This is a genomic window from Paenibacillus sp. FSL H7-0943 (genome assembly GCF_037963265.1).
GTDB lineage: Bacteria > Bacillota > Bacilli > Paenibacillales > Paenibacillaceae > Paenibacillus_AQ > Paenibacillus_AQ odorifer.
On sequence record NZ_CP150148.1, the window covers coordinates 520,660 to 543,034 of the forward strand.

Annotated in this window: 12 protein-coding genes; 11 read left to right on the plus strand and 1 reads right to left on the minus strand. The window is 44.9% G+C overall.

Annotation, left to right across the window (positions count from 1 at the left end):
- Positions 1-226: 226 nt before the first annotated feature.
- The 11 genes from NSQ55_RS02345 (at position 227) to NSQ55_RS02395 (ending at position 15,767) form a co-directional block, all read left to right on the plus strand.
- Complete coding sequence (locus NSQ55_RS02345; RefSeq protein ID WP_280753297.1) at positions 227-709, plus strand: hypothetical protein; 483 nt, start codon at positions 227-229, stop codon at positions 707-709.
- Between the two features lie 52 nt (positions 710-761).
- Entirely contained in the window at positions 762-1,781 is a 1,020-nt protein-coding gene (locus NSQ55_RS02350) for a LacI family DNA-binding transcriptional regulator (RefSeq protein ID WP_339170961.1), read from the plus strand.
- 395 nt (positions 1,782-2,176) lie between these two features.
- Complete coding sequence (locus NSQ55_RS02355) at positions 2,177-3,514, plus strand: glycoside hydrolase family 30 protein (RefSeq protein ID WP_339170963.1); 1,338 nt, start codon at positions 2,177-2,179, stop codon at positions 3,512-3,514.
- A gap of 28 nt (positions 3,515-3,542) precedes the next feature.
- Positions 3,543-6,770: a cellobiose phosphorylase gene (locus NSQ55_RS02360; RefSeq protein WP_339170965.1), complete on the plus strand. Its 3,228-nt coding sequence runs from the start codon at positions 3,543-3,545 to the stop codon at positions 6,768-6,770.
- Between the two features lie 209 nt (positions 6,771-6,979).
- Complete coding sequence (locus NSQ55_RS02365; protein ID WP_051491255.1) at positions 6,980-7,933, plus strand: ABC transporter permease subunit; 954 nt, start codon at positions 6,980-6,982, stop codon at positions 7,931-7,933.
- A 17-nt stretch (positions 7,934-7,950) separates the two neighbouring features.
- Positions 7,951-8,841: a carbohydrate ABC transporter permease gene (locus NSQ55_RS02370; RefSeq protein ID WP_036682603.1), complete on the plus strand. Its 891-nt coding sequence runs from the start codon at positions 7,951-7,953 to the stop codon at positions 8,839-8,841.
- Positions 8,842-8,933: 92 nt separating this feature from the next.
- Positions 8,934-10,628, plus strand: coding sequence for an extracellular solute-binding protein (locus NSQ55_RS02375; protein WP_036682600.1), 1,695 nt, complete (start codon positions 8,934-8,936; stop codon positions 10,626-10,628).
- Between the two features lie 118 nt (positions 10,629-10,746).
- Positions 10,747-12,657, plus strand: coding sequence for a sensor histidine kinase (locus tag NSQ55_RS02380; protein ID WP_081390546.1), 1,911 nt, complete (start codon positions 10,747-10,749; stop codon positions 12,655-12,657).
- Positions 12,654-14,213, plus strand: a complete 1,560-nt coding sequence (locus tag NSQ55_RS02385) for a response regulator (protein ID WP_339170969.1) — start codon at positions 12,654-12,656, stop codon at positions 14,211-14,213. Before NSQ55_RS02380 ends, NSQ55_RS02385 begins: the two co-directional genes overlap by 4 nt.
- 73 nt (positions 14,214-14,286) lie before the next feature.
- Complete coding sequence (locus tag NSQ55_RS02390) at positions 14,287-15,090, plus strand: AAC(3) family N-acetyltransferase (RefSeq protein WP_339170970.1); 804 nt, start codon at positions 14,287-14,289, stop codon at positions 15,088-15,090.
- A gap of 38 nt (positions 15,091-15,128) precedes the next feature.
- Positions 15,129-15,767, plus strand: coding sequence for a histidine phosphatase family protein (locus NSQ55_RS02395; RefSeq protein ID WP_339170971.1), 639 nt, complete (start codon positions 15,129-15,131; stop codon positions 15,765-15,767).
- A gap of 106 nt (positions 15,768-15,873) precedes the next feature.
- Here the strand turns inward: NSQ55_RS02395 and NSQ55_RS02400 are convergent, their stop codons facing one another.
- Complete coding sequence (locus NSQ55_RS02400) at positions 15,874-22,170, minus strand: 5'-nucleotidase C-terminal domain-containing protein (protein WP_339170972.1); 6,297 nt, start codon at positions 22,168-22,170, stop codon at positions 15,874-15,876.
- Between the last annotated feature and the right edge of the window lie 205 nt (positions 22,171-22,375).

The window sequence follows — 22,375 nt, forward strand, 5'->3', positions numbered from 1 at the left end:
TTTTTAGGATCCAATGTATTTTATTTATTAGATTCAATCGGCAGGGTTAACATTTCGTTCTAATCTTAGTATAGCGTAAAATACAATCGTTCACATCGCACTCAAAAAATGCTTAAATACGGCTTTTTGTGTGATATCTGTCTTGGTGACATTCAGGAAAAACATGTAAAATCGAAAAGAGCTATAAGGAATGCTCTACTTTTTAAACATGGGAAGGGGAACTGAAATGAAGCCAACCAAAAGAAGGCCGTTTACGGTAACATTGCTTTATATTCTTCATATATTTTTGGGGGTTGGAGCGTTAGCAGGAGGCGGGTCAATGGTCATAGATCCTAGTGGTGATCTGATACACATACCCACATCTATGCTGGAAAGATCGCCATTTTCAGATTTTTTAATTCCGGGTATTTTGCTATTCATCGTATTTGGTATCCTGCCTATGTTCGTGTTATATGGGTTGATCAAGAGACCAGAATGGCATTGGGTGAATACTTTGAATCCCTTTAAGAAATTATATAGCTTCTGGGCATTGTCCCTATATATCGGATTTGGTCTAATCATTTGGATTATGGTACAGACGTATATGCTCGACAGTGTGGTAATCATACATCTGGTCTATATGAGTTTAGGGCTTTTGATCCAAGCTGTTACGCTGCTTCCTTCCGTACAAAGTTACTTTTTGCTGGACGGCGGTACCGAAAGACGTTAAAATTGCAGTGAACAGAAGGTATTTCATTAGTCTGGGCAAGGAGTGAACCGGATTGACAACTATATACGATATTGCCAAAAGAACCGGTTACTCTCCTACAACGGTATCCAAGGCGTTTAATAATTATTCCGATGTACGGGAGAAGACTCGCCAGGAAATTTTCCGGGTTGCCCAAGAAATGGGATATTTGCCGAATTCCCATGCCCGTACACTGACTACTAAGAAATCATGGACCATTGGTGTATTGTTTGTAGAGAATACGGGATTTGGTATTCGCCATCCCTTTTTTAGCGCTGTGATTGAGAGCTTTAAGAAGGTTGCTGTGGATAAGGGGTATGCCCTCATGTTTATTTCCAAGGATGTTGGGGGTAAACAAAGCGGGTATTTGGAGAATTGCCGAATCCGTGGTGTAGATGGTGTTGTCGTTTTCTTGTCTGATTACGAGGACCCCTATTTCCGTGAGCTGCTAGAGAGTGATATTCCTACTGTGATTCTGGATTTTGAGACTACGCAGTCGCATACGGTATGTTCGGATAATACGGCTGGAGCTCAGCTTGCGATAGAGTATTTAGTTTCTTTGGGTCATCGCAAGATTGCTCATATTTCCGGGGGGATGAACACTTTTCCCGGTAAAACTCGGGAGTTCGGGTATAAGAACGCTATGAAGCAGCAGGGGCTTGACGTGCCGGAGTCCTATGTTGTGAATGGAGCTTTTTATTCTCGTGAAAGTGGTTACCATGCGATGCTGGAGCTTCTTAAGCTGCCTGATCGGCCAACCGCTGTTTTTGCTTCGGGTGACATGTTAGCTTTAGGGGCTATTATGGCGGCAAAAGATAGTGGACTTTCCGTACCGCGGGACATTTCAGTTGTGGGTTACGATGATATTGATCTAGCTGAGTATGTTACACCTGCATTGACAACCATTCGTCAGGATACGGCACTTTTAGGAAGCCGGGCAGCGGACATTCTTTTAGCATCGATTGAAGGGAAACAGTTGGATAAGGAAGCGGTTTTAGTTCCGGTAGAAGTGATCGAACGGGAATCCTGTGCGCCTCCGGCTAGCAGGAATTAGAGCTGTATCAAATTCCATAACTACAGAGAGCGGGCTGCTATCCACAGGATAAATCTTGACGTAGAGAAAAGAGTCCTGATAAAGTAGAGGACATCATAGCTTGAATTGTTCCTATGTGGTATTTGCTACAGCGTATTCAGAGGAATAGGGCTATAATGGGCATATTAATAAGTCGCTTTTTTCCTGCTCTCGTTAGATCATTTTTTTTCGTTATAATCGAAACCGGTTTCGATTATAGGTTTCGAATTGAGAATGAAATCAAAGTTTACCGAGGGTTTCCTTGAATTTTCTCAAACGTTTCAGTGGCCCATCGCTCCGAACCTTAACATCGGATGGTGATCCAGTAAAGACAGTGCTTGTTGTTAGTAACAAAACAATTAGAGGAGATGGATGAAATGGCAAAAGTCCAAACTGTAGTAACTGCAAAAGATACAGGGGAACGCTTAACTCCGAAAGAGGCAATTGTTTTTAGCACAAGAGTAGATTCTGGATCTGCCGATGTAGAGCTTAAGCCAGAGCAGGAGTTCCAAAAGATGATCGGATTTGGTGGCGCTTTCACAGAAGCTGCGGCTTATACGTTGTCACGGCTCAGTCCTGAGAAACGGGCAGAGGTTATTCACAGCTATTTTCATCCGGTAGAGGGGTTAGGCTATAACATGGGTCGTGTTCATATCCATAGCTGTGACTTTGCTCTTGGAAATTATACTTATGTCGCTGATCATGATACGGAGCTGGCTACCTTTGATATCTCTCATGATCATAAGTGGGTGCTTCCGCTGATTAAGGATGCAATGCAGGTAAAAGGCGGGCCGTTCACAATGTTGGCGTCTCCTTGGAGCCCTCCGGCATGGATGAAAACAAATGGTGAAATGAATAATGGAGGATCACTCAAGCCAGAATACGCTGAAGTTTGGGCACGCTATTATACCAAATTTATCGAAGCTTATGGGAAGGAAGGCGTACCTATTTGGGCGGTTTCCGTGCAAAATGAGCCGGCTGCTGTTCAAGTCTGGGATTCTTGTATTTATAGTGCGGAAGAGGAACGCGATTTTGTTAAAAATCATCTCGGTCCAGTGATGCAGCAGGCAGGCCATTCCGATGTGAACATTGTCATCTGGGATCATAACCGCGATATTATGGTCGAACGTGCTTCGGTCGTATTGTCTGATCCTGAAGCTGCACAATATGTGTGGGGTACAGGCATCCACTGGTATGGTGGTGAGGAGTTCGACAAGGTAGAAAAGGTACATGATCTATTTCCTGACAAACATCTATTGTTCACTGAGGGCTGTCAAGAGGGCGGCGTCAAGCTTGGCGAATGGTTTACAGGTGAACGTTACGGCAGAAATATGATTGGGGATCTCAATGCATGGACAGAAGGGTACCTGGACTGGAACCTGGTACTGGATGAGACCGGCGGGCCCAATCATGTAGGGAATCTCTGTGATGCCCCAATTATTGCAGATACAACAACAGACGAATTGCACTATAACAGCTCTTATTATTATATCGGGCATTTCAGTAAATTTATCGCGCCAGGTGCGGTACGGATTGGCTTTACTTCTGAAGCGGAAGGAATCCTATCCACAGCATTCCGTAATCCGGACGGCAGCATTGCTGTCATATTGATGAATGAGAGCGAAGAAGTTCGCACGGTAACCCTGGGGCTTGGCGAAGAGATTGCCAACTGCGAGTTATCCCCTCATTCTATCGTAACGCATCTGATTTCATAAATAAGTAACAGTTTAGGAGGACATTAACGTGAGTAATTATTATTTCGAATCAGGTAACTTTGTAATGGAGCAGTTTGATACAGGAAAGCCTTTCTCTAGTTTCCTGCCAGGTCTTGCAGGTCTTAAGGGAATTCCAATGTGGACTTTTTATGTAAACCGGGGGCAAGCGATTTGCAGCTTTGGGGTACGCGACAAGAACTCGCCAATCATGGAATTCTCTCCAGCAAATATCTCTTATAAAGACGTAGGAACCACCGGATTCCGAACCTTTATTAAAATAAAAGGCGAGCAAGAGATTTATGAGCCATTTCAATCGGCACGTCCAGATCCTGCCGCCAAGCGGATCATGACCATTTTGCCTAACGGACTGACCCTTGAAGAAAGCCATGCCGGGCATGGGCTGAAGACGACTGTACACTATTTCAATCTGCCTAATGACGATTATGCCGCGTTGGTACGTCGGGTGGAGATTGAGAATATCGGTGGCAAAGAGATTGAGCTGGAGCTGATGGATGGTCTGCCTGAGATTTTGCCTTACGGAGTAGAAAACAGCGGCTACAAGGAGATTGGTAACCTGCTGCGCAGCTGGATGGACGTATACAATCTGGAGAACGGTATTCCGTTCTATAAGCTGCGTTCCAGCACCAATGATAGTGCACAGGTTAGCGAAATCACAAATGGACATTTCTTTCTGTCGTTTACTGGAGAAGGAGAAAAAGTCGCGCCAATCGTTGATTTCGAACTTATTTTCGGAGGCAATACCTCTCTTACTTACCCAGACCGCTTTGCGGGATTAACGCTTTCGGAGCTGAGTGAGCTTCCACAATATCCAGTCAATAAGGTTCCTTGCGGCTTCAGTGGTGTGGCTAGACGTTTGGCACCCGGCAGCAGCTTGACCCTGAATACTTTGGTTGGGCATGTAAATGACATCGACAAAATCAATAAAAAGGCGGAGCAGTTATGCCGGGATGAATATATCCTGTCCAAATCCAAGGAAGCCGCAGGTCTGACAGAGGAATTAACAGAAGACATTGCCACGCACACTTCATCGGCTGTGTTTGATGCTTATTGCCGTCAGTCCTATCTCGATAACTTCCTGCGGGGAGGCTATCCTTTTATTTTTGACAATGGCGGAGATGGCTTTGTAGTTCATTTATATTCCCGCAAGCATGGCGATTTGGAGCGCGACTATAACTTCTTCTCACTTGCCCCAGAATACTATTCACAGGGGAACGGTAACTTCCGCGACATGAATCAGAACCGCCGGAATGATGTGTTTTTTAATCCGAAGGTGGGCAGCTTCAACATCAAAATGTTCTATAGCTTGATTCAAGCAGATGGCTACAATCCACTAAGTGTTCAAGGAACAACCTTTGAAGTGAAGCCAGATAGCAAAGCTAAGGCTGCGGAATGGATCGGAGAAGCGGCTGCGGATCATCAAGCTGAGCTTGTTAAGCTATGCAACAGCCGGTTCACCCCAGGCAGCCTGATCAATTACATTGCGGATCAAAACGTTACGCTGAAGGTTAGTGAGCAGGAGTTTCTGTCGGGTCTGCTGGCTCTTTCACAGCAAAACATTGAGGCTGCTTTTGGCGAAGGCTTCTGGTCTGATCACTGGACATATAATTTGGATCTCGTAGTAGGTTATTTGGACATTTTCCCTGACAAGAAGCAGGAGCTTTTATTTGGGGATAGTACTTATGCGTTCTATGACAGCCCAGCATATGTGCTGCCACGTAGTGAGAAGTATGTAATTAGTGACGGAAAAGCCCGGCAATATGGCGCCCTCCTTGAGGATGAGGAGAAGCTGCATAAGCTGAAATGGAAAGCTGGAGATACCCATTGGCTGCGTACCAAAGGTGGGCAAGGTGCTATTTACCACACCAATCTGTTCGTGAAGATGTTGTCTCTTGCTTTGAATAAATTTGCTACGCTTGACCCTTACGGCATGGGTGTGGAGATGGAAGGCAACAAGCCGGGCTGGAACGATGCTATGAACGGTCTGCCGGGATTGTTTGGCTCCGGAATGAGTGAGACTTTTGAGCTGAAGCGTACTGTAGTCTTTTTGCTGGATGTGCTGAACGGTGCTGAGAATGTACAGGGAGCTGTAAAGCTGCCAGAAGAAATCGCGGAGCTGCTTGAAGCGGTATATCACGCGGTAACTGCTGTCCTAGCAGGAGAAGTGGAACAATTCAACTATTGGGATACAGTAGCTTCAGCCCGTGAAGCTTATAGAGCAAGTATCCGGTTTGGCATTACGGGTGCTGAAACTGAAGTAACCTTGGAACACATCCGCGAAGCCCTTTCCAAGTTCCTGGTTAAAATTGATGAGGGGATCAACAAGGCGGTAGAAATGGGCAATGGACTTACCCCAACCTATTTCCGTTTTGAAGCGGAGAAATTCCATCAGGTAACAGATGCTGAGGGTCAGCCAGTCATTAGCGGATACGGATTGCCAAAGGCTGTGGTAGAGGAGTTTAAGGCTTATGCCTTGCCTTATTTCCTTGAAGGACCTACCCGCTGGTTGAAGACGATGAAGAACCCGGTGCAGGCAAAAAAAATCTATAATCTGATTAAGCAAACAGAGCTGTATGATCAGGCAACATCTATGTATCAGACCTCTGTTAGTCTAGAAGGTGAATCGCATGAAATCGGACGGATGAGAGCCTTCACACCAGGCTGGCTAGAACGGGAGTCTAACTTCCTGCACATGTCCTATAAGTATTTGCTTGAGCTGCTGAAGGGCGGGCTGTATGAGGAATTCTACGGCGAGCTGAAGACGTCGCTGGTGCCATTCCTTGATCCTGCTGTTTATGGACGCAGTACACTGGAGAATTCATCATTTATCGCAACTGGAGGCAATCCTGATCCAAATAACCATGGTAGAGGGTTCGTAGCGAGACTTAGTGGATCGACCGCGGAATTCTTAAGCATGTGGAGAACAATGATGGCTGGAAGCCATGTTTTCAGAATGGAGGATGGAGCGCTTACGCTGTCTCTCGATCCGGTATTGCCAGGATGGCTGTTTGATGAAGAGGGCAAACTGTCTTTCACTTTCCTAGGGAATACGGAGGTAATCTATTCTAACCCAAAACGTGAAAATACCTTTGGCGAGAAGAAGGTCAGCATTCAATCTTTGATGCTTGTATACCGTAATGGAACTGTGACTAAAATATCTGGAGCGTTCGTGCGCGGTGAAGAGGCAGAGGCTCTGCGGCGTGGAGAAATTGCACAAATTCAAGCAGTATTAGCATAAAAATAGAGGGGCGAGCTGCGGCTCGCCCTTAAATTTTCACTCAATCCGAAAAATGGTACCTATAATCCGAAATTCAAAGCCTTACGGAGACAGGCAAAAGCAAATACAATGGATACATAAACATTGTAAGCGCTTTAGATTAAATACAGATATAGAGCCTGGAGGTCCAAAGGATGGAGAACAAAAAAAGCATGGAAGTAAGCTCAGCGATGAAGCCGTTAATTCCTGGCAATTTCGAAACCGGTAAAGTAAATCGGAGCCCGCTTTGGAAGAGGTTCATTGCCCAGCGTCATTTGCAGACAATGGCTCTACTCGGCATTGCGTGGATGATAATCTTTAACTACATTCCCATGTATGGAATTATCATTGCTTTTAAAGATTACAACATCGTTAAAACGATTGCAGAAGCCCCATGGGTGGGACTTACACATTTCAAAGAGTTCATGGATGATGACAATCTCTCGAATGTAATTAAAAATACGCTCGGCATCAGCTTGTTTAAGCTAATTATCGGATTTCCATTGCCAATAATATTTGCTCTATTTCTGAATGAAGTTCGTTCAATGAAATTCAAGAAGACCATACAGACGATTTCGTATTTGCCCCACTTTCTCTCATGGGTGGTACTCGGAGGGATTTTGGCTACATGGCTTGCTGATGTAGGAATTATCAATAACATTTTGCTAGCGCTTCATCTGATTGATCAGCCAATTACATACTTGGCTGAGCCTGGTTACTTCTGGACAATTATTATCTCCTCTGATATCTGGAAAGAACTTGGATGGTCAGCGATTATCTATTTAGCAGCAATTTCCGGTGTATCTCCTGAAATGTACGAGGCGGCGACAATCGACGGCGCGGGCAGATTTCAGAAGATGTGGTATGTTACCTTGCCGGCGATTAAATCGACAATCAGCATTCTCTTCATTCTCGCGGTCAGCGGAGTGCTGAACTCCAACTTTGATCAGATTCTGGTCCTGCGCAACTCACTGAATGATAGTGCAAGTAATGTAATTGATTACTATGTGTACTATACAGGGATTCTCTCAGGCCGCTTCTCTTACTCAACTGCAGTTGGATTGTTAAAATCGGTTATCGCTCTAATATTGCTGCTGATTGCCAACCAAGTATCTAAAAAAATCAACGATACATCGTTGTTCTAGGATAAGGAGGACCATATATGTTTGCACTTAAGCGTAAAACGAAGGGCGAGGCCCTGTTCGATATCATCAATAACCTTATCATGTTATGTATCTGCTTCATAACGCTTTACCCGATCTGGTACGTATTGGTTAACGCCTTCAATAACGGTAATGACGCCATGCGGGGAGGAATCTACTGGTGGCCGCGGATGTTCAGCTTTGAGAATTTCGAGGCCGTGTTTGCCAGCCCCGGCATCATGCAGGCGATGTGGGTTACTGTCGCCAAAACACTTTTGGGTACTGTACTGCATGTATTTTTCACAGCGATGGTAGCTTATGCATTCTCCAGAAAAAACCTCATTGGCGGTAAGTTCTACATGCTGATGGGTACAGTGACTCTCTTTTTTGGCGGGGGACTCATTCCTACCTTCCTGCTGATGAAGGACCTTCACCTATTGGAGAATTTCCTAGTCTATATTATTCCGGTTATGTTTAGCTTCTTTGATCTTATTATCTTCATGACCTTCTTCCGGGAGATTCCCGATGGGCTGGAAGAAGCGGCACGGATTGACGGTGCTAATGATTGGTCCATCTTTCTAAGAATCGTACTTCCAGTATCCATGCCTGTAATTGCTACCATTGCGCTGTTCCATGGCGTGTATCAGTGGAATGATTACTTCACGGGTATGATCTATATCAATAATACTGATCTGCAGCCGATTCAGACGTATTTGTTCCGGGTCGTCGCACAATCGAGCTCTAGTCAAATGATGGTCGCTGTACAAGGCAGCAGCGTTACGAGAAGCGTAACGTCACAGTCCATTAAGCTGGCGACGATGGTAGTGACCACACTGCCGATAGTATTCGTGTATCCGTTCCTGCAGCGTTATTTCGTTAAAGGGATGATGATCGGCTCCATTAAGGGCTGATGTCTAGCAGTGATAACTCCTCCGGTTGCCTACAGCTGTAGGCACTGGGGTTGAGCTTATAATTAACATTCATAGAAAAGGGGTAAACAAGCATGGGCATGAAACGTAAGCCAAAAGCAATGGGAGTTCTGCTTCTCGCAATAATGATGTCATTGTCAGCCGCAGGCTGCTCCAGCGGGAATAATGCTGGCAAGAATGCCGAAGGTAATGCTAACAGCGCTAAAGCTACTAATACGGAGGCAAGTGCTGAACCGACTGCTGCTGCATTATCAGCAGATGAACCGGGATGGAAGATTGATACTTCACCCATTACATTTGACTGGTACCTGAACTTCTCATGGTTCCCTAATAAATGGGGCGTGGACCCAACCTCCCAATATGTAACTAAGAAGACCGGAGTTGATATTAATTTCATCGTTCCGGCTGGTAACGAGAATGAGAAGCTTAACACGCTGATTGCATCCGGTAAATTGCCTGATTTCATCACTTTGGGCTTCTGGGAAGATGCGATTAAGAAAATGGTCGAAGGTGAACTTGTTCTTCCATTGAACAAACTTGCTGATGAATATGATCCGTACTTCTTTAAAGTATCCGATGCTGATAAGCTGGGCTGGTATACACAAGAAGACGGCAATGTGTATGGCTATCCTAACTCTTCTTCCTCTCCTGCCGACTATGAGAAATATGGAGAAAATTACGTATCCAACCAAGTATTCGCTGTCCGCAAGGATATGTATGAAGCTATTGGAAGTCCAGATATGCGCACACCAGAAGGTTTCTTGAATGCGCTTAAATTAGCGAAAGAGAAATTCCCTGACGTAAATGGACAGCCGCTTATTCCACTTGGTTTGCATGAATTTACCGAGAACGGTAACGATTCTTTGGAAGGTTACCTGCAGAACTTCTTGGCAATCCCAAGAGAAAAAGATGGCAAGGTATATGCTCGTGAAACCGATCCTGAATATATCCGCTGGATGAAGGCACTTCGTCAAGCGAATCAAGACGGTCTGCTGGCTAAAGATATCTTTATCGACAAACGCCCACAAATGGAAGAAAAAATTGCCCAAGGCCGTTATTTCGCAATGCTGTATCAACGTACAGACTTTGCAGCACAACTAGGAACGATTTACCAACAGGATCCAACTAAAACGTATATCGCTGTTGACGGACCTTCCAATACGAACTTGGATAAACCAACCCTTGATGGCCCTGGTATCTCCGGTTGGACGGTAACACTGATCTCCAAAGATGTTAAGGATAAAGCACGTGCTATCCGCTTCCTCAGCTACTTGAACAGTGAAGAAGGCAACAAAGACTTGTTCTTAGGCGAAAAAGGTGTCAGCTACGATACGATTGATGGAAAAGATCAATTTAAACCAGAAGTGTTTGATTTGATGAATAAAGACCGTTCGACGTTTGATAAGCAAATCGGATCTTCCTTTACATTCTGGATGCTGCAAAATACGAATATCACAGACCAATGGGCTCCTAAATCGGTAGAACCATTTAAGCAATTGGAAGATTGGACTAGAGGTAAATCCATAGGCTCCTCCGAGTTCCAACAAATCGAACCAACAGGAAACTCTCCTGAAGGTATCATCGCTTCGAAGCTGAAACAGCTGCGCGGTAAAACTATGCCGAAATTGCTCATGGCTTCCTCCGATGCGGAATTCGATAAGATTTGGAATGAGTATTTAGAGAAGAGAAAGAAGGAAGGCGAAGATGTATTTGATGCCTACCAACAAAAGAAATATGAAGAGAATAAAGTGAAGCTGTCCATAAAATAAAAAGCATGACCCAAAATGCCCGCTAACTGCGGGCTTTTGGGTTATTTTCGAATTATAATAAGGAATAGATATTAAGTATTTGAATATTCACTATTTTAGCGAGGTGGACAGGACAGAAGTGTATAAAGTGAATAGGCGAGATCGAACCAGAGCATTATGGCATTCTTTTAGTTATTGGTGGGGGCGAAGATCACTTCAGAGCCGTTTAATTGCAGCTTATGTTTTTATTGTTTTAGGCCCGTGTATGCTGGTTTCTGTCTACTCCTATAAAGCCATTAATAATACCTATCTCCGCGATGCCGTCGAGAAAAATGATTATTTGTCGCAAATGGAGAAGCTGCATATTCATAATCAGATCGAAGCGATGGAACGGGCGGCGCAAATGGCTTATTCTGATGCCGAAGTAGAAAAATTCTTAGCGAATGAAACCGAACCGCAGCTAGTAGATTTGGTTGATTTTAATACAAATGCTTATGTAAATATGACTCGTATTCAATTTAATAATCCGAATATTGAGCATTTAAGGCTGTATTCGAGAAGTAATAAGGTGCATGAAATTTGGCCGATTATCTTTCGCGAAGAGCGGGTTTCTTCCACCCCATGGTTTCAGAAAGCGCTTCAATTGAAGGGGCAGGAATACTGGTCTTTTCAGAAAAATGATCCGGATTTGATGCAGAGATACTCGGGAGCACCGACGGAGAGTCTGCCAAAGGTTTCTTTGCTGCGTGAGAAGAGTCGGCCAGCAGACAATCATATCGGCATGGTGCAGGTGGATATGCTGCTTAGTCGGTTTACACCCAAGACGTATACAGATGTACGGGATAATCAGACCCAGATGTTCCTTGTGGATAGTGAGCTGCAGCTTTTCACAAGGCCGGACAATTCTTTTTTGCAGGATAATCTAGAGATGGCTGATATGATTGCAGAACGGTATAAGCAGTTCCGGGAAACTGGCGAATGGGACAGTAATTACTCGGAGAATGGTAAATCGTTTTTGTTAATTAACACTCCGCTAGAACGAATTGATGCTTATTTGTTAAATGTAGTGTCAATGGAGGGAGTGATGAAGGATATCTCCCGCACGCGCAACTTAATCATTGGAGCCAATGTTGGTTTTATTACTTTACTAACGCTGATCGCTTATGTGACAAACGCCTTTATTCTAAAAAATCTGCGTAGATTGACCGAAACAATGAAAAAAGTGCGTAGAGGTGAAGCGTACACTGGAATAATGATCCGTGGTGGAGGGGAAGTCGGTGAGCTTGCCCATCATTTCTCCAAGCTGATGAACACCATCAATACGTTGGTGGCTCAGGCAGTGAGCAAGCAGGCGTTGTCTAAAGAGGCTGAGCTGCGTACGCTGCATAACCAGATTGACGCACATTTTTTATATAATACGCTGGAAAATATAAAAATGCTGGCTGAAATTGAGAACCAGCGAACGATCTCGGATGCACTGACCTCGCTGGGTGGGATGATGCGCTATAATTTTAAATGGGCCGGAGAGTATGTGAAGCTGCGGGATGAAGTCCGCCACATTGAAAATTACATTGAAGTGATGAATATTCGTTTTGAATATCCGGTTAAGTTAGTGCTTCATATTGAACCTCGATATTTGGAGCTGGAGGTGCTGAAAATGTCACTGCAGCCTATTGTAGAGAACAGTGTTAAGCATGCTTGGTGCGACGAGAAAGAGAATTTACAGGACCCGAACATTCATATTCATATTTCGGAAACGGAAGGTGATATTTGCATAGAGCTTCGTGATAATGGCATCGGCTTAACTCCAGAGCGTTTGGTTGCTTTAAACGAGGCGATTTATGCGAAAGATGAGCGCTGTGAGAGTGCCTCAGAACAGAGGGATGTTGACCGTCGAACAGGTGGTATTGGACTGAGAAATGTACATCAGCGACTGCAAATCTTTTATGGTGATGAATATGGGCTTGTAGTACAGAGTGAAGCAGGGAGTTGGACGATGGTACGTCTGACCTTGCCGAAAGTTCTTTTGACAGGAGAAAAACAACTATGAAGAAGCTACTGATCATTGATGATGAAAAGAATATCCGTTACGGTCTCAAGACTATGATAGAAAGAGAATTTCCGTCCGTGTATACCATCACAATGGCGAGTAATGGCGCAGAGGGTTTCGAGATATTTAAGACCGAAGGTGCAGATATTATTATTACAGATATACGTATGCCAGTGATGGATGGTATTACGCTGTTGGAGCAGATATCTAAGGTAACAAGTGGTGAGAAAAGCCCAGCAGTGCTGATCTTAAGCGGGTATGATGATTTCGAATATGCCAAAAGCGCGATTCGTTATCGCGTGAAGGATTACTTGCTGAAGCCGATTCGCCGAGATGAGTTGTTCGAAATTTTGAAGAATATCGATAAGGAACAGGAAGAACAGGATCTCAGCGCAAGGCAGCTGGAACAGGAAACGGAACACTTCCGCAGGGAACTGCGGTCCAGTCGTTTACGGGGACTGCTAATGCAGCAGGAGGTTCCGCTGGAGCGTGAGCAGCAAGAGTGGCTAAGTGATCTGCAAGCACCTTTTACAGTTGGTGTGTTGAATTACTATTACAATGACGGAACAAGAATGAAGTCGGGGGATGTTCAGGGACTGGCGGAACGATTGATCGGACCGCTTGAAAAGTTTTTCTCGGAAATCACAACGGATTGGGATGGCAAATTAGTCTTGATCGGGAGCAGAAAACAGGATTTTATAGAGCTGTCCAGACAAGCTGAAGCTAAGGAAATAAAGGGATTATCGATTGGGATTAGCAGCGAAGGAGGAAGTCTTGAGGACCTCCGTTCCTGTTATAAGGAAGCATGCCGGGCACTGCAATATACTTTTTTATATCCGCAACTGAGTTTGTTGGATTATGGGGATGTTGGCCAGGGACGGTGTAATTTTCCCATACCGAAGGAGGAGCTTCGCAAGCTGCTCAATATGCTGGGAACAGAACGCGAGAAGGAGATGAAGCATCTTCTATCTGTTATTTTTCAAATTGAGCATTTGAAGGAACTGGACCTAGCTTATCTGGAGTCCGTGGGTCAGAATGTAAACGAACTGGTGTTGGATGAAGTCTTTAGGGTGCATGGCGAAGCCTCAGTAGAGGTATTGAAGCTGTATCGCACGGTAGGCAATATGTACAACTATCGTCATTTCCACGAATATTATCGTGCGCTGGAGAACTTACTCTTGAGTGTGAATGAATACATTGTAGGCGTAAGGTCTGCGCATACCGAGCATGCGGATATGGAAGAGGCACTGAGCTATATTGAAGCCAACTATGCCCGTCCACTGAATATGGCTATGGTCAGCAATCATGTGTCCCTGAATTATTCTTATTTTAGCGAAGCCTTTAAGGCATATACCGGTGAGAATTTTGTTATTTATTTAAAAAAGGTCCGTATCCGTCACGCTAAAGAGCTATTGGCAAAAGGCTGCAGTAAGCTCGCAACAGTCTCAGAAGAGGTAGGCTTCGAGAACAGTAAACAATTTGCCCGTGTTTTTAAAGAGCTGGAGGGGATTTCCCCAGGTGATTATAGAGCGAAAATAGTATCCGAAGAGTGTTGAGGCTATTGAAGATGCATTTAGAAGCGGCCCTCCTATATAATGGATTTGAGAAGATTCATTGGAGGAATGAAGGGTGGAAGAAATACAAGGCAATTTGATTACGGTTCAGACATTAGCAGCGGATTTTCGTCGACTGGGCGTTAAGGCGGGCATGACGATTTTATTGCATTCTTCTTTTAAATCGTTAGGCCAATGGGTAGCCGGGGGCCCGGTCACTGTTATTTTGGCATTGGAGGAGGTCCTCGGAGAATCTGGCACGCTGGTAATGCCCACTCATTCCAGTGACCTGACTGATCCCGCAGGCTGGAGCAACCCACCGGTGCCGGAGGCGTGGTGGCAGAGTATCCGCGAGCAGATGCCGGCTTATGATCCAGACCTGACCCAGCTTAGAGGAATGGGGGTTATTCCGGACTGCTTCCGTAAACAAAAAGGAGTAAAACGCAGTGACCATCCGATTCATTCGTTTGCCGCTTGGGGCAAGCATAGAGACGAAATTATGTATGGTCATTCGATTGAAATGGGTCTGGGGGAAGATTCTCCGTTGGCTCGGATTTACGATTTGGGCGGACATGTACTGTTGCTGGGTGTTGGCAATCTTAATAATACTTCTCTGCATCTTGCCGAATGCCGCGCATCTTATGCTGGCAAGAAGGAAACCCTTGGCGGGGCGCCCATTATGGTGGATGGAGTTAGGCAGTGGGTGGAATTTAAGGAGCTGGATTGGGATTCTGACGATTTCGTTCAGCTGGCAGATCAGTTTGGACAAGAGACGGGACTTATTACATATGGACAGGTTGCTTCCGCAACCGCTCAATTGATTCCGCAACGGGAAATCGTAGATTATGCAGTGAACTGGATGGAACAGAACAGGAAGTAAAACCTCATTGGATAGGGGAAATGGAAGGAGAAGCTGGCATGAGTACAACAACGATATTTTTAACCCGGCATGGTCAAACGGAATGGAACGTGCAGCATCGGATGCAGGGACATATGGATTCTGAACTGACGGCTCTTGGTGTGCAACAGGCAGAATGGCTGAGCCGGGGAATGCGCACTGAACAGCTGGATGTCATCTATGCAAGCCCCAGCCCAAGGGCGCTGCGCACAGCTGAGATTATTCGTGGAGAGCGGAGTACTCCGCTTAAGACCTCTGAGGCGTTCAAAGAGATTGGCATGGGTATGTGGGAAGGCCGTGATTCTACTGAGCTGGAGAGCGAGTATTCGGAGCAGCATCGCAATTTCTGGCAAGACCCTGAGCAGTTTAAAGTGGAGGGTAGTGAGACCTTCGCAGAGGTGCAGGCACGGGCGCTGGGTAAGCTTCAGGAAATTCTCGTTGACCATCAAGGTGAGACCATTCTTATTGTCACACATACAGTAGTGATTAAGCTGTTAATGGCCTATTTTGAGGGCAGAGCGCTGCCTAAGCTCTGGGATCTGCCTTACATTTATCCGACCTGCTTATGCAGGGTTGATTTTACGGATGGTGTGCCGGAAATCCTGCTGCATGGGGATACGAGCCATTACGAAGAGAGTGAAGCTGGGATGGAATCATAACACTTCCTACAGATCAGATTGGGTTTATAAAAAAAGGCGGTTCCTCGGGTGCATTACGCACTCGGGAAACCGCCTTTTTGTCTTCAGAGCTGGAGATCAGCTTTTGCTAGTTGATAAATTGGAGAGATTTCAATGTCTTCTCCAGCATCGTAACCGCTTCGGCACGAGTTGCTAGCTTCTGTGGAGCAAAGGAACCGTCTGTTGCTCCTTGGATAATTCCCTCAGCAGCGATTTCTGCTACTGCTGCTTGAGACCAAGCAGGAATGCTTGCTGCGTCACTGAATTTAGCCAGTGCCGCAGGATCGGCATTTAAGGTTTTACCTGTGTACTTGATGGCTTTCGCTAATACCGAGGCCATTTCCTGACGAGTGATTGGGCTACCCGGCTTAAAGCTGCCATCGGTATAACCGGAAATCAATCCGGCTTCTGCTGCGGTGCGTATAGCATCAGCATACCAAGCACTTGAGTTTACATCTTTAAATGTGGTCTCACCATTAGCTGTCGCAAGTCCCAGAGAACGCGTAATTAATGCGGCGAACTCAGCACGTGTGATCGACTGTGAAGGAGAGAACGTATCGTTGCTTGTTCCGCTGACAATTAGTTTGGTAGCTAATAGATCAATGGATGATTTAGCCCAGTGTCCGTTAATATCTGCGAACGTTTTGGAAGACTTAACAACGGTGTAGTAGCTGTTGCTGTTCCGTTTAATCGTAACGTCCGTTGTTCCATCTGTTTTAGGAACAAAGATAGCAGGCACGAAGGAGATCTTACCTGAAGCAGGATCGAAGACTACTGCCGTTGCGTTATTTGAATTTAAGACGGCAGGTACATTGATCGTGCGCTTCACGTAAGTGCTGCCGAAATTGTTCAGCGGCACACTCTTAGTTCCGGCTTGCGCTGAAACGCTGAATTCGATTACTGGAGCAGCTAAAGTAGCATTACCTAGCTGTGATGCTATAGCTTGGTTTGTGCTGCTTAGTGTTCCCGAATTCGCTACTAGAATGGATACCGTAATTGTAAAGTCGCTGGTGCCTAATTGAGCGGCAAGTGCTGCGCTGTTTACAACACGGAGTGGCAAGGAATAAGAAGCGCCATCCGTAGTAAAGGTAAGAACTGTGTTAGGCTGTGCTGCTGCTTGTTTTACAAGCACACTGCCTGGAAGCACTACTTGAGCGCCGCCTGTAGTAGCTTTAACCGGAATAACCAGCTCTTGGCTACCCGCTGGCAGTTCAGCAAGTTGTTTGGTTAGATCAGCAGCATCAATTGTTGTTACTTGTGCTGAAGCAATTGGAGCCACAGTTGGAGCAACAGTTGGTGATGGTGTAGCTGTTGGTACTGTTGGAGCCGATGTTGGTACTGATGTTGGTACTGAAGTTGGTACTGAAGTTGGATCTGGTGTTGGTACTGGTGTTGGGTCTGGTGTCGGAGTTGGATTTGTCTCCGGCAGTGGTGCACCTTTCAGATCAACAATCCGGCCTTCAACGGCGGAAGTGTTCGCAGTGACCGTTCCAACCTTCTGCAGATACTTCGTAAATACATCAAAGTCCGGTAGGTACAGCAGATTCACGCGGCCTTCTTTATAAGCCTTTTCAAGTGAAGTATAGAAATCTCCACCCTTAGCTGTGAAAGCATTAGTAGCTACTTCATAAGATGCTTTTAGATCTAGAGGAACGTATTTCTCCCCGTTTTTCACTTCAATACGCAATACACGTTCGTTCACAGGTTTCGTAGAGTCGTAATAGAATTTCAACCCTGCAACGTGTGGGAAACGTCCGTCTGCTGCCGGCGTTTTGGAAACCCCGTTCTCCATAGCATCCTTAATTTCTTGTCCAGTCAAAGTGATCGTAACCAGATCGTTGTTGAATGGAAGTACGCCGAGTACTTCGCCTTGTGTGATCGGTCCTTCGTTGATGGATTCGCGAATACCGCCGCCGTTTTGCAAGGCGATTACGGCATTAGTGCCCGCTTTTTGAGCTGCATAAAGCATGCCATCGGCAATCAGGTTACCAAGATTAGTTTCCTTTGTGCGCACATTATCACGAACTCCGTTTAGAACAACCTCTGAATTTCCTACTACCTCATTGGTTAGTTCTTGAATACCCGGCTTATACTCGGTATCCAGGATCTTTTTAGCTTCAGGATCCTCTGCGATAACGTAGTTAGTACCGTTTTTAGCATCGATGGAGATTAATTGGTCTTTCCAATCGGTCAGTACGCCATCTTTGTTAAATTTAACTTCAAGTTGGCCAAGGAAAAGACCTTTTTCACCAGTTTGTACAATTAGCTTCGGTGCTTTTGGATCGGTGTTATCAACAACGGCTTGATTCAGTTGCGTGTGGCTGTGACCCCCAACGATAATATCAATGCCGTTAACGGCTTTGGCTAGCTTGAGATCTTCTTCATAGCCAAGGTGAGAGAGAACAATGATCTTGTTAACTTTCTCTTTTTCAAGCATAGCGACCGTTGCTTCCGCTTTAGCGAAGGCATTCTCAAAGGTCACTTTACCTGGTGAAGCAATGTTCGCCGTATCTTCTGTCGTCAGACCCATGATACCGACCTGTTGGCCGTCTACTTCTTTGATCAGCGCAGGGTAGATGGTTCCAGCATTACCTGACCGGCCGATTTCATTGGTGAACATTTTACTAAGAATATCATCCGCTGAGAAGTTCACATTGGAGGAGACAAATGGGAACTTTGCGTTGCCGATGAATTTGGACAGTACATCTGAATCTTTATCAAACTCATGATTACCGAAAGTCATAGCATCATATTTAACCAGATTCATAAAGGCCAGATCTGCTTGACCCAGATACTTATTGAAGTAAAGCGTTCCGGAGAACACATCACCTGCGTCTACAAGAATAGGATTCTCTGTAGTCGCCTTGGCATCTTTGATTGCTGTTACACGGCGCAAGATGTTGTTTGGTGAGCTGACAGTATCTAATCCTGCATGTGTATCATTGGTGTGCAGAATGGTTAGTGGGAAGTCTTCAGCAGTATTAAAATCAATCTGTGCCAAAACCGCATCATGATCGGATACCCGACCGTTCGATGGTGAGAAGTCGGCATTTAGATGAACGACATCTACTTTAGAAGAAGCCGTTAGATTTTTACTGACAAGAATATGATCTAGCACTTGAGAGTTTCCGTCATAGGTGTACGTATACTGCTCATTTAAAGGCAATGTATCGATCAAATTATCTAGTTCTGTACCTTTTAAGAGGGTTGCAGTTTTAGTAAATTGAAAATCATTCAAATCGCCAAGAGCTACGATGTTGGCTTTAGGATTTGCAGTCAGAACCTCTTTGACAAATCCGTTTACGACCGCCGCGATTTTATGGCGTTGTGTTTCACTGGACAATACAGGGGGCTGAACATTTCCGAAAGGACCGGTATCGCCGCCTTTTGAATTGAAATGGTTAGCGATCACAATTACTGTTTCGCCACCGAATACGAACTGTGCAGCAAGGGGTTTACGTGAACTTGCAAAGGCAGAGTTTGTTGGATCAATTCGTCCTGGATTGTAGGTCAATTGATCTGCCGCTGCGTTATATCCAACGGATTGTGTAGCTGTACCTTTTTGTCCGCTCACACTGTCTGCAAGCTGTACTCTTGCTGGATTGTACAGGAATCCTACGCGAATGTTTCCGCCTGGGGCACCGCCATCCATATTGTTCTCCGGAGCGATGTCTGTGTATTTATATACAGGACCTCCAGCGGTTTCAATGGCTTTAATCAGTTCGGCTGCACTTGCTTCAGTGATACCATTATTGGCTTCACCATTGCTGTCCTGCATTTCGACAACGCCGATAATGTCAGGTTTTTTCATATTGTTTGTGATGGAGTCGGCTAGTTTCTGGATTTTTGTTGCTCCGACACCCGGGTAGAAGTTTTCAATGTTGTACGATGCGATCAACAACTTACTATCATTGACTTCAAGAGTAGTTGTTTCTTGCTTAAAGGTACTTGGAGTGATGGCTGGAAGCTTACCGTTTTCCGGAATCACTTTGAAGTTACCGTTGTTGTATCCGATGACGCCAGTTACATCTCCCGCGAACTTATCTCCGGTGATGACTTCTTGACCCGGATTTCCGTAAGCAATGATGAGGCGCTGAGGATTGTATTGGTTGTATTCTTTGAGAACTAATCCACCAGCTGGTGTGATGACATCAGGTGTTTCATTTTCTACTCTTGTAGGGATGTTATACAGCATGGAATTTCCGCTACCACTTGTCCAGTAAGGACTGATAATCGTAGGGGTAGGGAGCTTGACGAGCATACCTTCTAACGATTCGTAGAAATCAATTGCATCTTCATTAGGCTCAAAATCAGCCATGCCGTCATTGTCAATTATGGAAGACGGAATGGCTCTCCCGCCTTTACCAAGTACGACAGGCTCTGGCACAGTATAACTTGAAGAGGAGTCTACTTTTATTGAAGTCATAGTAATTTGAGTAGAGGTTAAATTACTTGCGTTACCTTCGTTGTATTCGGAAACAGCTCCACTAACTTGGACTAAATCTCCAATTTGAGGCTTAAGGGATGAATTAGTGCTGTATACAAAAATACCTTCCGAAGTGTTTACATTATCGTCTGGCTGAGGGTCTTGCATAAAGAAACCTCTATAAGCGCCAGTGGCGAAGGTGTACCCATATTGGGTAACGATGCCTTCTACATCGGAAACGTTCTGACCTGCATACTCAGAAGTATGAGATTCTCCTTGAATATCATGTATACGAGGGAGTTCAGATGCTTTATATGCAAAGGTATAAACCTTACTTGTCTTGCCATCTGCTACGACAATTGCATGGATGGTAAGATCTTGATTAACTGTAATCGGATCTGAATAAAGCTTACTTGCTGTTGTTGGTTCAGTTCCGTTGGTCGTGTAGTAAATCTGTGCTCCAAGAGTAGGGCTGGATAGGGTCACAGAACTTCCTTTGATGATGCGACCTGCGCCAGGGCGGGCCATAACGGAAAAAGTTTCTTCCACCAAAGCATTTTCATTAAGTGGAATGAATTGATAAGTCGTACTATATTGCTCGATAACCCCAGTGATATTGTCAAAGGTTTTACCCTTAACTAGTTTAGGCAGGGTTGAAAAAATTGTGAATTGTTGTCCACCTTGGCTAGCAGTCACCGTGCTGCCATTTACATTGTCTATGGTCACATTATTCATAGTTACCAGCTGAGCTTCGTGGCTTTCGCCGTTCGCGGCAGACAAGTCGGTTGCTGTAATCAATTTTGGTGCAGGCACCCCAACATTTTGTGCAGCTACATTGTATTGAAGTCCACTTTGGAATTTGATTTCTTGCAGGTTGCTGTAGATATCCATTGTGCCGCTTACTTCAACACGATCTCCAACGTTTGCGAACTCTGGGAAACCATAAAGTACGATCCCGCCGGATTCATCCTGAATATACATTTTTGCTGCATTAATGTGAGTTACGATACCTTCTGTTAAAATATTCTGACCTTTACTAGCAAGGCGTGCTGTTGCAACATCTGTTTTGGCCAGAATGGTGTAATCAAAAGTCGATATAGGGCTGTCTGGCATATTTGGTTCTGAAGCATACGCTTTAATCGTAGTGTCCTCAGTTAAGGTAATAGGCCCTGTGTAAGGTTGGAAATTAGTTGAACCACCTGATCCATAAACAGCTGCATAGACGGATGCTCCAACCGTTGGAGAATTCAAAGATATTTCTGTACCAGCCGGCCAGGCATTAGGGGCTGGTAAAGCTACTGCGGAACTAGCAGTTTCCGGTAATTCAGGTAACGTACCGTAGGTGCTGTTCCGTGGACTTGGTGCTTGGACAACAAAATCCGTAGAGTTGTTATCCGTATCTAGACCGCGGCTATCAGCCGGTGCACCAGCCGCAGCTTTACGGATAGCGGCTGTCGTATTGGAGAGAGCAGCGGTCGCACTTCCCTCGACATTTGTAGCTGTTCCGTAGCCAACTAAATCAATTGTTGTACCTGATTTATCAACGAGGTCGACTTTGCCGTTTGTACCACTCATAGCAAGGATTCCCTTGCTAACATCAGGAGTAGGCAAGTCGGTAGTTCCTCCCGTTCCAGCGGCCTCCTCAATAAGGAAGTATCCATTTGCCGGGATGGTTCCATTTAAGTCTGTTCCGCTACTAAAGGTTCCGGCAGCTGAGGTATAGCGAACTTTCCATCCAGTCAAATCTACTGGATGATTTGTAGGATTGTATAATTCAATAAAATCATTTTTAAATTCCGCTCCGCCGTTTCCACCACCACCATAGACCTGCGAGATAACAATATTGCTATTATCCGGTGCTGCCTCGGCGGTCTGGACAGCTGGTAACACACTGCCGGCAACCATTAACATTGCCAGTCCAGTAGCGAACCATTTCCTTACTCTTGAAGAAATAATCATTTGGATAAGTCATTCTCCCCTCGAATCTTTTATTTACAACCTATTAAATCTTAGCATTCAAATGTAAAATGAAAGGTTGTCTTTCATGAATATAAATTAAAGTTTGCATCAATTAAATCTAAAAATTGAAATGTTGTGATTTTAGTATAAAAACAGTGCATAAATACAATATTAATTATAAATTTAGTATTTTTATGGTTAATAG